Source organism: Vibrio algarum, from assembly GCF_028204155.1.
GTDB classification, from domain to species: Bacteria; Pseudomonadota; Gammaproteobacteria; order Enterobacterales; family Vibrionaceae; genus Vibrio; species Vibrio algarum.
The window spans coordinates 42,553-55,692 of record NZ_JAQLOI010000001.1; the positions used below are offsets into that span (position 1 = coordinate 42,553).

General features: G+C 41.7%; 11 protein-coding genes. 10 read left to right on the forward strand and 1 reads right to left on the reverse strand.

All coding sequences use genetic code 11. The annotated features are described in order from the left end of the window. Positions 1–280 precede the first annotated feature (280 nt). The 5 genes from leuA (at position 281) to PGX00_RS00235 (ending at position 5,988) form a co-directional block, all read left to right on the forward strand. Positions 281–1,834, forward strand: coding sequence for a 2-isopropylmalate synthase (leuA, locus tag PGX00_RS00215; RefSeq protein WP_272131795.1), 1,554 nt, complete (start codon positions 281–283; stop codon positions 1,832–1,834). Between the two features lie 42 nt (positions 1,835–1,876). After that, positions 1,877–2,965 carry a 3-isopropylmalate dehydrogenase gene (gene leuB / locus PGX00_RS00220; protein WP_272131796.1) on the forward strand — a complete coding sequence of 363 codons (1,089 nt, stop codon included), beginning with the start codon at positions 1,877–1,879 and terminating at the stop codon, positions 2,963–2,965. Between the two features lie 56 nt (positions 2,966–3,021). Continuing rightward, positions 3,022–4,419, forward strand: coding sequence for a 3-isopropylmalate dehydratase large subunit (gene leuC / locus PGX00_RS00225; RefSeq protein WP_272131797.1), 1,398 nt, complete (start codon positions 3,022–3,024; stop codon positions 4,417–4,419). 11 nt (positions 4,420–4,430) lie between these two features. Further along, a complete protein-coding gene (leuD, locus tag PGX00_RS00230; RefSeq protein WP_272131798.1) occupies positions 4,431–5,033 on the forward strand; it encodes a 3-isopropylmalate dehydratase small subunit in 603 nt (200 codons plus the stop codon). A 172-nt stretch (positions 5,034–5,205) separates the two neighbouring features. Further along, a complete protein-coding gene (locus PGX00_RS00235) occupies positions 5,206–5,988 on the forward strand; it encodes a DUF547 domain-containing protein (RefSeq protein ID WP_272131799.1) in 783 nt (260 codons plus the stop codon). Between the two features lie 136 nt (positions 5,989–6,124). Here the strand turns inward: PGX00_RS00235 and djlA are convergent, their stop codons facing one another. Further along, positions 6,125–6,982, reverse strand: a complete 858-nt coding sequence (gene djlA / locus PGX00_RS00240) for a co-chaperone DjlA (protein WP_272131800.1) — start codon at positions 6,980–6,982, stop codon at positions 6,125–6,127. 228 nt (positions 6,983–7,210) lie between these two features. Between djlA and lptD the strand changes: the two genes are divergently transcribed. From lptD to apaG, 5 genes are all read left to right on the forward strand, one after another. Then, entirely contained in the window at positions 7,211–9,535 is a 2,325-nt protein-coding gene (lptD, locus tag PGX00_RS00245; RefSeq protein WP_272131801.1) for an LPS assembly protein LptD, read from the forward strand. 43 nt (positions 9,536–9,578) lie between these two features. Then, positions 9,579–10,874 carry a peptidylprolyl isomerase SurA gene (surA, locus tag PGX00_RS00250; protein WP_272131802.1) on the forward strand — a complete coding sequence of 432 codons (1,296 nt, stop codon included), beginning with the start codon at positions 9,579–9,581 and terminating at the stop codon, positions 10,872–10,874. Continuing rightward, positions 10,852–11,874, forward strand: coding sequence for a 4-hydroxythreonine-4-phosphate dehydrogenase PdxA (gene pdxA / locus PGX00_RS00255; RefSeq protein WP_272131803.1), 1,023 nt, complete (start codon positions 10,852–10,854; stop codon positions 11,872–11,874). Before surA ends, pdxA begins: the two co-directional genes overlap by 23 nt. Further along, positions 11,871–12,683 (forward strand): 16S rRNA (adenine(1518)-N(6)/adenine(1519)-N(6))-dimethyltransferase RsmA, encoded by an 813-nt coding sequence (rsmA, locus tag PGX00_RS00260; protein ID WP_272137856.1) that lies wholly within the window; start codon positions 11,871–11,873, stop codon positions 12,681–12,683. Before pdxA ends, rsmA begins: the two co-directional genes overlap by 4 nt. Positions 12,684–12,745: 62 nt before the next feature. Continuing rightward, the gene (gene apaG / locus PGX00_RS00265; protein WP_272131804.1) at positions 12,746–13,126 is read left to right on the forward strand and encodes a Co2+/Mg2+ efflux protein ApaG; all 381 of its coding nucleotides are present in this window, start codon (positions 12,746–12,748) and stop codon (positions 13,124–13,126) included. Positions 13,127–13,140 lie beyond the last annotated feature (14 nt).

Here is a 13,140-nt window from a genome sequence, read left to right on the forward strand (position 1 = left end):
ACATAGGACTTGACGCAAGTCATGTAGTGCGGTACTAATTGAAGTCTAAATTTTGTGGATATGAATTTTTTTGGAAAAGCACATAAAATGACATTTAATTTTTCGACACTTCTCAGCCTCCTCCTTATCGTGAAACAATCGCGCGGGTAGGCAGTGGACGAAAAACACCACATAGATTTCTAAAAGCCCGCTAACAAGCGGGCTTTTTTACAACTAAACAAAAAAACAATGACAGTTAACGAAGACAAATAGTTAACATAGACAGGAAAAGGAAGCAGGTATGAACGATCAAGTCATTATATTCGACACCACATTACGTGATGGCGAACAAGCACTTTCAGCAAGCTTAACCGTAAAAGAGAAGTTGCAGATCGCATACGCCCTGGAACGTCTGGGTGTCGACGTAATTGAGGCTGGATTTCCTGTTTCATCACCTGGTGATTTTGAATCTGTACAGACCATCGCAAAGCATATCAAAGACAGTCGAATCTGTGCATTATCTAGAGCAGTAGCTAAAGATATTGATGTTGCGGCAGAATCGCTAAAAGTAGCAGAAGCTTTTCGAATTCACACATTTATTTCTACTTCAACGATTCACGTACAAGACAAATTACGTCGAGATTACAACGATGTAGTTGAAATGGGAGTTCAAGCGGTAAAACGCGCTAGAAACTACACAGATGATGTAGAGTTTTCTTGTGAAGATGCTGGTCGTACACCAATCGATAACCTTTGTCGTATGGTTGAAGCAGCTATCGACGCTGGTGCATCAACGGTAAACATTCCTGATACCGTTGGATACACAGTACCAAGTGAGTTTGGCAGCATTATCGAACAGCTTTTTAATCGAGTTCCTAACATTGATAAAGCGGTTATTTCCGTTCACTGCCACGATGATCTAGGTATGTCTGTAGCGAATTCAATCGCAGCCGTTCAAGCCGGTGCTCGTCAAGTTGAGGGAACAATTAATGGTATTGGTGAACGAGCAGGTAACTGTTCCCTAGAAGAAATTGCGATGATTATCAAAACTCGTTCAGAGTTGATGGGCGTTCATACTGGTCTAAAACACGACGAGATACATCGTACGAGTCGACTAGTTAGTCAATTGTGTAACATGCCAATTCAAGACAACAAAGCTATTGTTGGCGCTAACGCCTTTAGCCACTCTTCAGGCATCCATCAGGATGGTGTCTTGAAAAATAAGAATACATACGAGATCATGACCCCTGAATCTATAGGGCTTAAAAATCAAGCATTGAATTTAACCAGTCGTAGTGGCCGAGCAGCAGTAAAAAGTCATATGGATGATATGGGTTATAAAGAAGAAGAGTATAACCTAGATACACTTTATGATGATTTCTTAAAGTTAGCTGATAACAAGGGTCAAGTTTTCGATTATGACTTAGAAGCACTAATGCACTTTGCTAACCTTCGTGATGAAGATGCCTTCTACAAATTAAACTATTTAAGCGTACAATCTGGTAGCGTAATGGCGACGACTTCAATCAAGCTACAATGTGGTGAAGAAGAGCATTGTGAGGCGGCAGTAGGTAACGGCCCTGTTGATGCTCTTTATCAATGTATATACCGCTTAACGGGATACGAAATTGTATTGGATAAGTTCGACCTCACTGCAAAAGGTGAAGGCGAAGATGGCTTAGGCCAAGCCGATATCATCGCGAATTACAAAGGTTGTAAATACCACGGCACCGGCTTAGCGACAGATATCGTCGAAGCTTCAGGCCAAGCATTATTGCACGTTATAAACAGCATTCATCGTGCGGATAAGGTTGCTGAAATTAAACAATCAAGAAAAACCACACAGACAGTATAAAAATAAACATTACAATTTAACACATACAGGAAAAACACGACCATGGCAGGCAAAGAGTACAAAATAGCCGTTTTACCGGGAGATGGCATTGGCCCAGAAGTAATGCAGCAAGCCCATAAGGTATTAGATGCAATCGAGAAAAAACACGCAATTAGCTTTTCAAAAGAAGAACATGATGTGGGTGGTATCGCCATCGACAATCATGGTTGTCCGCTACCTGATAGCACAGTTAAAGGTTGTGAAAAAGCTGATGCCGTTTTGTTTGGTTCCGTAGGTGGCCCTAAGTGGGAACACCTTCCCCCAAATGACCAACCTGAACGTGGTGCACTTCTACCATTACGTAAGCATTTTCAACTATTTTGTAACCTAAGACCTGCACAAATTCATGCTGGTTTAGAGTCTTTCTCTCCACTGCGCGCTGACATTTCCGAAAAAGGTTTTGATATCGTTGTCGTTCGAGAACTCACTGGCGGCATCTATTTTGGCCAACCAAAAGGACGCGAAGGTGAAGGTCCAAATGAGAAAGCATTTGATACAGAGGTATATCATCGCTTTGAAATAGAGCGCATTGCTAAAATCGCTTTTGAATCAGCACGCTTACGCAAGAAAAAAGTATGTTCAGTAGACAAAGCCAATGTGTTGCAAAGCTCTATATTATGGCGTGAAGTGGTTGAAGGTGTAGCTAAAGATTACCCTGATGTTGAGCTGTCTCATATCTATATCGATAACGCAACAATGCAGCTTATCAAAGACCCATCTCAATTTGACGTAATGCTTTGTTCTAACATTTTCGGCGATATTATCTCTGATGAATGTGCCATGATTACTGGCTCTATGGGTATGCTTCCATCAGCAAGCTTAAATGAAAGCAACTTTGGTCTATACGAACCTGCCGGTGGTTCTGCACCAGATATAGCGGGTAAAAACATTGCCAACCCTGTTGCTCAGATTCTTTCAGCCGCTTTAATGCTACGCTACAGCCTAGGCGAAGAAGCCGCTGCGCAAGATATCGAAGCGGCAGTATCTAAGGCACTAGAAGCGGGAGAGCTTACTGGTGATCTCGCAAGTGATAAGCCTGCCCTTTCTACCTCTGAAATGGGTGATAAAATCGCTGGTTACATTTTAAACTAACAGAACGTGGCTGCTCGAATACCGAGTAGCCAGCCGTATCCATCAAGGAAGAAGCAATGTCTAAAACCTTATATGAAAAAGTCTATGCTGCACATGTTGCCGTTGCAGCGGAAGGCGAGAACCCTATTTTATATATCGACCGCCATTTAGTTCACGAGGTTACATCACCACAAGCGTTTGATGGCCTGCGTGAAAAAGGTCGTAAAGTACGCCAGCTAGGTAAAACCTTTGCCACAATGGATCATAATGTTTCCACCACAACAAAAGACATTAACGCCTCAGGCGAAATGGCTAGAATTCAAATGGAAACCCTATCAAAAAACTGTGAAGAGTTTGGCGTTACCCTTTACGACCTAAACCATAAGTATCAAGGTATCGTTCATGTTATGGGTCCTGAACTAGGGATTACTCTACCGGGTATGACCATTGTATGTGGGGATTCACACACAGCAACGCACGGTGCTTTTGGCTCACTTGCCTTTGGTATTGGTACGTCTGAAGTTGAACACGTTTTAGCCACTCAAACGCTTAAGCAAGCTCGCGCTAAAACAATGAAAATTGAAGTTAAAGGTAAGGTTGCTGACGGTATAACCGCAAAAGATATCGTGCTAGCTATCATCGGCAAAACAACGGCTGCTGGTGGAACTGGTTATGTGGTTGAATTCTGTGGTGAAGCGATACGAGATCTATCAATGGAAGGACGTATGACCGTCTGTAACATGGCCATCGAGCTTGGTGCAAAAGCAGGTTTAGTCGCACCAGATCAAACCACTTTTGATTACATCAAAGATCGCGAATTTGCACCTAAAGGCGCCGATTGGGATGCCGCTGTCGAATATTGGTCATCATTGAAAACCGACGACGATGCCACTTTTGATGCAACGGTTACATTAGAAGCTTCAGAGATTAAGCCTCAAGTTACTTGGGGTACAAACCCAGGTCAAGTAATCGCCGTTGATGAGCCTATCCCAAACCCTGCTAATTTTTCTGACCCTGTCGAAAAAGCATCAGCGGAAAAAGCGCTAGCCTATATGGGGCTAGAAGCTGGAAAAGCACTATCAGATTATAACGTAGATAAAGTTTTTGTTGGTTCATGTACAAACTCTCGTATTGAAGATATGCGTGCTGCTGCTACTGTAGCAAAAGGCCGCAAAGTTGCTGGTCATGTGCAAGCACTGATTGTTCCTGGTTCTGAGCAAGTTAAGGTCCAAGCGGAGAAAGAAGGTTTAGACAAGATCTTTATTAAAGCAGGCTTTGAATGGCGCTTACCTGGCTGCTCAATGTGTCTGGCTATGAATAATGACCGCTTAGGTCCAAAAGAGCGTTGCGCTTCCACAAGTAACCGTAACTTTGAAGGCCGCCAAGGTCGTGACGGACGCACACATTTAGTTAGTCCAGCAATGGCAGCAGCAGCGGCTATCGCCGGTCATTTTGTTGATATTCGCGAACTATAAGGAGCATAGCAATGTCAGGTTTTAAAAATCACACAGGCTTAGCGGTTCCTTTGGATCTTGCTAATGTTGACACCGATGCCATTATCCCTAAACAGTTTCTTCAAAAAGTAACGCGTTTAGGTTTTGGTCAACACCTTTTCAATGATTGGCGCTTTCTAGACGATGCCGGACAGCAACCAAACCCTGAGTTTGTTATGAATGAAGCTCGCTACAAAGGTGCTTCCATTCTGCTCGCTCGTGAAAACTTTGGCTGCGGTTCATCTCGTGAGCATGCTCCTTGGGCGCTCGCGGATTACGGTATAAAGGTCATGATTGCACCGAGTTTTGCCGACATTTTTTACGGAAATTCAATCAATAACCAAATGGTCCCTGTTCGCTTAACGGACCAAGAAGTTGATGAAATATTCCAATATGTTTTGGAGAACGAAGGTGCGCAGATTACCGTTGATTTAGAAGCAATGAAAGTAACCGCTAATGACAAACAATACTCTTTCGAAATCGATGAGTTTCGCCGTCACTGCTTACTTAATGGCTTAGATAATATTGGATTAACTCTTCAACACGAAGAAAAAATCGCAGCATACGAAGCTAGTATTCCTGCGTATATGAAGTAATACGTTGAATAAACTGGTTCTTAGGTACATGCACTGTTAACTACCTAAGCGCCAGTTTTTCATATTCATCCCCTCCCTGGCAACTTTTGCCGCTATATCTTTCAATTTAGTGAAATTTTATCTTTGCTACCGTGGTCTATCCTAAAGAACACATTCTTTAATTGGATTATCTATGAAATTTTTTCTGCTCTCTTTTAGTCTACTTTTTTCTTCTTTTTCTTTTTCTGCGCCTAAAGCCGATCTTTGGAGTTACTGGAACAGCAGCGATGAACTGAACTCCCAAGCCATATCTCATACAAAATGGCAATATTTCCTAGATAGCTATGTTGTTGAAAATGGAGAAAACACTCTTGTTCGCTATAAAGATGTCACCTTATCAGATAAACAACAGCTAAAATCCTATATATCAGACATGGCTAAGCTTGATCCTCGAACTTACAATAAAGCAGAACAATATGCATACTGGGTCAATCTATATAACGCTCTTACCGTTGATATCATATTGGCTGACTACCCTATTAAGTCAATTACCAAGTTAGGCGGGTTATTTAGTTTTGGTCCATGGGGGGATGAAGTTGTAATGGTGACAGGTGAAAAATTAAGTCTAAACGATATTGAGCACCGAATTCTTCGGCCCATATGGCAGGACGCTCGAACTCACTACGCAGTCAACTGCGCAAGCCTAGGTTGTCCAAATTTACAACCCGTCGCTTTTGATGCTAACAATCAAGAAATGTTACTAGAGCAAGCGGCAGGGAGTTTCATCAATAGTGATAAAGGCATCAGCCTATCTGGCAATACCTTCATACTATCGTCAATCTATGAGTGGTTTGCCGTCGATTTTGGTTCTGACGAAGCGTTAATCAAACATCTGACAAAATATCGACCAACGCTTTCTCCAAGTCTCGACAAGGTGAAATATGATTACAACTGGGACTTAAATGATGCAAATTAGAGTAACAATAAAGGATTTATAATCCCTTTACTGTTACAAAGCAAAAAACTTAGAGAAACCGCCGTTAGTACCATACCAAATTTCTCGTAACTCCCATCATTCTCGTGAAGACGGGAATCTGGGTAGACTTGGAGCTCTACTTAAACCCTTTCTCTTTCTTGATCAGGTCGTAAGCGGCTTGTATGTCCTGTGCTTTTTCTTTGGCCATTTCCATCATTTCTGGTGGTAGCCCTTTCGCTATAAGCTTATCTGGGTGATGTTCATTCATCAGCTTCCGATAAGCTCGCTTCACTTCCTTGGATTCCGCTCCATCACTGACACCTAAAACTTTGTAAGCATCTGCCAATTGATTCGCGGAATTCGCCTGCTGCCAAGCCCCTCCGCCTTGATGCCCATGATTCCAACCACCAGCACCACCTTCTCGTTGAAAACGAAAAGCGGCTTCTTGCATCTGTAACCTTTGATCTAATTGCTGTGCTGAAAACCCTAGTCCTTTCGCAATAGTATGAAGCACATTTCTTTCAGCAGGATCGAGTTGACCATCAGCAAAAGCAGCAGATATTTGTAGCTCTAGAAAAAACTGAAGTAAATCGTGTCTACCTGCTGATGAAATACGCACACCATCAAGTACATCACTTAAAGGAAAACCACTGGATTTACCTTCACGAAACGCATCTTGAGCCGCCTTTTTCTGGTCACCACGAAGATTCATTCGATCCATAATGGTGGCGGCTAACTGAATTTCCTGTTTGGTTACTTGCCCTTTTGCCTTAGCAACATGGCCCATAACTGAAAAAGCGGCCTTAAAAAACTCAGCTTGTCTTTCAGCCTGATTTGGCCCACCAGAGAATGCACTGGAGGCTCGAAATCCAGCTTGGCTTAGCCTCCTTGCTTTATCAAATTGATGCCCTAAAAACAGGCCAAATAACGCGCCAAATGCTCCTCCAAAAAGGAAACCAAAAAATATACCTAAAATTTTGCCAAAAAAGTGCATTATAGTGCTCTCAATTATGAATTTTTGTTATGTATAACGGTCTTATATTACCTGAACGCTCAATCATTTTGCATTAAATAGATCCTGAGATTAACGACACAGCTCAACAGTTAAGATTGTTTTTAATGCCCATTACCACAAGTTCAGGTTATTATAAGGAACATTTTGTATCAGATTAGGTCTATTTGACCTCTGGTTGAATCAAGTTACACAGGATAGTTAAACTCGATGCTACTTTTTCCTCGCACACTTTTAGCTGCATCTATTAGCGCAGCCGCATTCGTGCCAACAACTCAAGCTGAAACGTCTCAAGACCCTAGTGTGCAGGAAATGCCCTCTACAGATCAATGCTTGATTGCGGATTCATCCAGCAAAAGCAGTACTGAAGTCCCAGTACATGTTGAAGCAGATAATGTTGAAGCGATAAATGGCGACAAAGCCACCTATACTGGTGACGTTGTTATAACTCAAGGGCATAAACGCATATCAGCAGATACCGTTACATTGTATCAACAGGATAATACTGTCATTGCTGAGGGTAATGTGCACTCTTATGATGGTCAGATAAAAACCATTTCCGATAAAGCCACAACAAGCCTAGACTCGGATGTCGCTACGCTAGAAAATACCCAATATCAGTTTTTATGTGAAGATGGCCGTGGTGATGCGAAGGTAATTTACAGAAAAGATAAAGCATTCTATGAATTAGAAGATGGCTCTATTACTTCTTGTCCTGAAGGAGATAATGCATGGCGCCTGCGTGCTTCCTCGATAGAAATCGATCAAGTAGATGAAGAAGCCACGCTATTTAACCCTCGAGTGGAGGTACTTTCGGTTCCTGTTTTTTATCTACCTTATTTAACTGTCCCTATTGGAGACACTCGTAAAACGGGTTTTCTCTACCCAAGCGTGTCGTATGATAGTAAAAATGGTTTTGGGTTTACAGCTCCTGTCTATTGGAACCTTGCTCCTAATTACGATCTACAAACTGATTTTAATTACATGGAGAAACGTGGGACACAGCTTGATGCTGAATTTCGTTACCTCACGAACATAGGTTCTGGTTCAATCAACCTTGAATATCTTCCTGATGACCAAAAATACCCTGACGAAGGTGATCGCTGGGGGGTTAACTGGGTCTATTCAGGGATAGTTAAAGGATCGTGGAAGTTTGATATCGATTACTCAAAAGTCAGCGATATCAGCTATTTTACCGACTTAGATTCCAATATTGGTAACCGAGAAGACGGCCAGCTTCTACAATCCGGCGAAGTATCCTACCGTTCTAACAATTGGGATACCACATTACTAGTAAGAGACTTTCAAGTTTTATCTGAAAGCAGCTACCCTTACCGCTTAATGCCTCAATTAGAGTACAACTATTACGCTCCCCATTTTTACTCTAATCTTGATTTCAATTTATTAAGCCATGTTAGCCGATTTGAAACCGATGATCCCGATAGTCCATCGGCAACTAGGTTACACGTAGAACCAACCTTGAGTTTACCATTATCAAACACTTGGGGGACGATTACAGCAGAAGCAAAGCTCTTTCAAACCTATTATGAACAGGACCTTGATAACCTAACCGACAGTAATGATTATGAAGAGCAAGTGTCAAGAACCATCCCACAATTTAGGATTCATTCTGGCTTGTATCTAGAGCGAGATACCACTCAAATTTCAGGCTATACCCAAACACTTGAACCTCAAATTCAATACCTATATACACCGGATGAGGATCAATCGGAAATTTATTCTGGATACGACACAACCAAGCTACAGCTTGATTATGATGGTCTATTCCGTAGCAAAAAATACAGTAGTGTTGACTATATTGCTCCAGCAAATCAGTTAAGCTACGGTGCATCGACGCGTTTCTTTGATGATGAATTTAAAGAGAGAATGAACCTCTCATTTGGGCAAATTATCTATCTCAACGATTCGTATAATGATGACGCTTCAGATGAAACTTCATCCTCCTATTCTGCTTGGGCACTCGATACTGAATTTAATTACGATGATTATTTGTTCTACCAAGGCGGATTTCAGTATGATACGGCATCCTCTGAGGTTCAGTTGGCAGACAGTACTTTTGAATATCGATATTCAGGAGGATACAGTCAGATAAACTACCGCTACGTATCATTAGACTATATTGCCAGCAATGTAGACTTTATTAGCGACGACGACTATACATCCTACACACGAGAAGGTATCAGCCAGTTAGGGTTTATTACCGCTTACAATATAGGTCGGAATTGGAAATTAAATGGCCAATACTTCTATGATACTAACGAAAATGTGAACCTTGAGTGGTTAGCGGGTGTCAACTATACCAGTGATTGTTGGTATATCGGTTTCTCTTATAGCAATCAGCTCTACGACTGGGATGAAATTGGCGTAGGCTCACCAACGTACGAACAAAACTTTACACTGAATTTTGGTATTATAGGCTTTGGACAAACACTGTCCGGAGGATCCGGACTAGCTGGCGTAGATACGTCAAACGCCTCTTTGGGTTATAGTCGACCTTTCTACCTGAATAATTAATAGCATTGCAATTAAGCAAAACGAATTTATTGGTATACATTAAATGAAAATGTGGAAACACACTCTAGTTGGTTTTTTATCTGTACTCTCAGCCTCAAGCATGGCGGCGCCTGTTGAGCTAGATAGAGTTGCCGTCATTGTAAACAGTGGCGTTGTACTGCAAAGCGATATCGATGCAGCGATTGTAACCCTTGAAAATAATGCCAGCAAAAGCAGTCAATCTTTACCTGATATGGATGTATTACGCGAGCAAGTTTTAGAAAAACTTATTGTTGATACTATTCAATTCCAAGAGTCTGAGCGCCTTGGGGTAAAGATTGATGACAATAGGTTGGACCAAGCAATTCAAGAAATAGCAAAAGAAAGAGAGCTATCTGTCGATCAATTGCAAATCTCTCTGGCTGAAGATGGAATCGGTTACGCCTCATTTCGTGAACAAGTCAGAAAAGAAATTGCCATTTCCGAAGCTCGTAACGCATTAGTCCGTCGTAGAATAAATATACTACCCGCAGAAGTAGAGAGCCTTTCCACTCAATTAGCAACGGAAACCAATGCCTCCGTTCAATACAGAATTCAACATATTCAATTGCGTTCCGATGATAATACCGACAAGCCAGCTCTTGAAAAAGAAGCCAACGAAATCGTTAAAAAATTGAACCAAGGTGAAGATTTTGCAACGATGGCTATCAGTTACTCAAAAGGTCCAAAGGCGCTTGTAGGCGGAGATTGGGGATGGTTACGTAAAGAAGAGATGCCCACAATATTTGCAGACCAAATAACGACTCAAGCAAAAGGAGCTATTATTGGCCCCTTTAGAAGTGGTGTAGGGCTACATATATTAAAAATCTCAGATACTCGCGGTCTAGAAACTGTTGCCGTTACCGAAGTGAATGCGCGACATATCCTGATAAAAACCTCTGTCATTCTCAGTGATGACGGTGCAAAACGACAATTGCAAGAGTATGCACGTCGCATCGAATCCGGTGAAATAAAATTCGGTGAACTAGCAGAGCAATTCAGCCAAGATCCAGGGTCCGCAGCCCAAAATGGTGAGTTAGGCTATCAAACACCCGACTTATACGTTCCTGAATTTAAACATCAAGTAGAAATTTTACCAACAGGGCAGATAAGCGAACCATTTAAAACCGTTCATGGCTGGCATATTGTAGAAGTTCTTGACCGACGTGAAGTGGATAAAACAGATACAGCACTAACCAATAAAGCTTATCGGATCCTTTTCAACCGAAAATTCAATGAAGAAGCTTCTGCCTGGATACAAGAAATGAGAGCCAGTGCATTTGTGGAATTTGTCGAGAATGACGAGGCTGAAGCACAATAATGCTGACAAAAAAATAATTGTTACTGCTGGCGAACCAGCAGGGATAGGGCCGGATCTTGTATTGGCCTTATCACAACATAACTGGGCACATCAGATTATTGTCTGTGCCGATAAAAACCTATTGGCACAAAGAGCGGTAGAGCTCGGCATTGAGGTTAATTTAATTGATTACGATGTGGCTATTGCTGCGAAACCCCAACAAGCAGGTTCGTTAGTCGTCGAGCATATTCAATTAGCTGAGCCGTCAGTATCTGGCCAATTAAACGAAAAAAATGGCCACTATGTCCTCGCAACACTAGAACGCGCAAATGACGGCTGCATGAGCGGTGAATTTGATGCAGTTGTAACCGGTCCCGTTCACAAAGGTGTGATTAATCGTGCTGGTGTCGCTTTTAGTGGGCACACGGAATTTTTTGCCGAAAAATCGAATACTCCTTTAGTTGTCATGATGTTAGCAACAGAAGGGTTACGCGTTGCTTTGGTCACAACACATTTACCTTTAGCATATATATCAAAAGCCGTTACAGCAGAGCGACTAGAGAGTATAATCCGCATCCTTCATGATGACTTGGTAAATAAATTCGCCATTCAAACACCTAAAATCTATGTTTGTGGGCTAAACCCTCACGCAGGAGAAGAAGGTTGTTTAGGCGATGAAGAGATTAAAACCATCACGCCTACACTCGAGAAACTTCGAGCTGATTATGGTTTTGATTTAATCGGGCCACTGCCTGCAGATACCATTTTTAATGAAAAGTATTTAGAAGAAGCAGACACTGTACTAGGCATGTACCATGACCAAGTTCTACCTGTTTTGAAATATAAAGGCTTTGGACGATCTGTAAATATTACTCTTGGTCTACCTTATATTAGAACATCTGTCGATCACGGTACGGCACTCGAGTTGGCAGGAACAGGGCAAGCGGACACAGGAAGTTTCCAAACAGCTCTAAAGCACGCGATTGAATTAGTTGAGAAAAAACCTTTTGTTGAGAGATAATAATGAGAAATGATGTCCACTTGGGACACAAAGCGCGGAAACGTTTTGGCCAAAACTTCCTAAATGATCCTTATGTTATTGATGGTATTGTTTCTGCTATCAACCCTTTACCGGGCCAAAACCTTGTCGAAATTGGACCAGGGCTTGGCGCGATTACAGAGCCTGTAGGTAAAGAAGTCGATAAGTTTACAGTCATCGAACTGGATAGAGACCTCGCTGAACGCTTGCGTAATCACCCGGATCTTTCGTCAAAATTGACGATTTACGAAGGTGATGCAATGCAGTTTGATTTTACGCAATTAGTAAAGCCAAACAATAAATTACGTATATTTGGTAACTTACCTTACAACATTTCCACTCCATTGATGTTCCATCTTTTTGAATTTCATAAAGATATTCAAGATATGCACTTCATGCTACAAAAAGAAGTGGTCAATCGTTTGGCAGCGGGCCCTGGCAGCAAGACTTATGGTCGTTTGACCGTAATGGCTCAATATTACTGTAAAATAGTTCCAGTATTAGAAGTACCGCCAACCGCTTTTATACCGCCACCGAAAGTCGATTCAGCTGTTGTTCGCTTGGTCCCTTACGAAGAGCTACCTTACCCTGCGACAAGCTTAAAATGGCTAGATAGCGTATGTAGAGCTGGTTTCAACCAAAGACGCAAAACCGTTAGAAACTGCTATAAAAGTCTGCTAGATACAGAAACACTAGAGTCATTAGGTGTTAATCCAGGCATGCGCCCTGAGAACCTAACGCTTAAACAGTTTGTCGATATGGCAAACTGGTTAGATAAAAATCACGCTTAACAGACAATTATCGGTTATCTGCCTATAACGTTATTATCTGCAATCAAACTCTTGAGGTGAACATGGACGTTACTCAACCTTGTGTCAAATGCCAAGTACAAGCGAAATACGTAGAAGAACAATCTCAACCAGAGAATAAACGTTACGTATTTGCTTATATTATTACTATCAAAAATCTAAGTAACCAGACCGTTCAACTTACCGGAAGACGCTGGTTAATTACAGATTCTGATGGAAAACAATTAACCGTAGAAGGCGAAGGCGTTGTGGGAAAGCAGCCTTTTATTAACAGCAATGACGAATATACCTATACCAGCGCAACCGCAATAGAGACTCCAGTAGGTGTAATGCAAGGCCAATACATCATGCATGATGCCAACGGCTCTGAGTTCATCGTAGACCTAGAACCTTTTAGCTTAGCTATCCCAAATATTTTAAATTAATTCCTTCCCCTATA

What these genes read in the sequence shown, in the direction of transcription:
- leuA (WP_272131795.1), top strand. Translation starts at nt 281, where the DNA reads ATGAACGATCAAGTCATTATATTCGACACCACATTACGTGATGGCGAA.
- leuB (WP_272131796.1), top strand. Translation starts at nt 1,877, where the DNA reads ATGGCAGGCAAAGAGTACAAAATAGCCGTTTTACCGGGAGATGGCATT.
- leuC (WP_272131797.1), top strand. Translation starts at nt 3,022, where the DNA reads ATGTCTAAAACCTTATATGAAAAAGTCTATGCTGCACATGTTGCCGTT.
- leuD (WP_272131798.1), top strand. Translation starts at nt 4,431, where the DNA reads ATGTCAGGTTTTAAAAATCACACAGGCTTAGCGGTTCCTTTGGATCTT.
- PGX00_RS00235 (WP_272131799.1), top strand. Translation starts at nt 5,206, where the DNA reads ATGAAATTTTTTCTGCTCTCTTTTAGTCTACTTTTTTCTTCTTTTTCT.
- djlA (WP_272131800.1), bottom strand. Translation starts at nt 6,982, where the DNA reads ATGCACTTTTTTGGCAAAATTTTAGGTATATTTTTTGGTTTCCTTTTT.
- lptD (WP_272131801.1), top strand. Translation starts at nt 7,211, where the DNA reads ATGCTACTTTTTCCTCGCACACTTTTAGCTGCATCTATTAGCGCAGCC.
- surA (WP_272131802.1), top strand. Translation starts at nt 9,579, where the DNA reads ATGAAAATGTGGAAACACACTCTAGTTGGTTTTTTATCTGTACTCTCA.
- pdxA (WP_272131803.1), top strand. Translation starts at nt 10,852, where the DNA reads ATGACGAGGCTGAAGCACAATAATGCTGACAAAAAAATAATTGTTACT.
- apaG (WP_272131804.1), top strand. Translation starts at nt 12,746, where the DNA reads ATGGACGTTACTCAACCTTGTGTCAAATGCCAAGTACAAGCGAAATAC.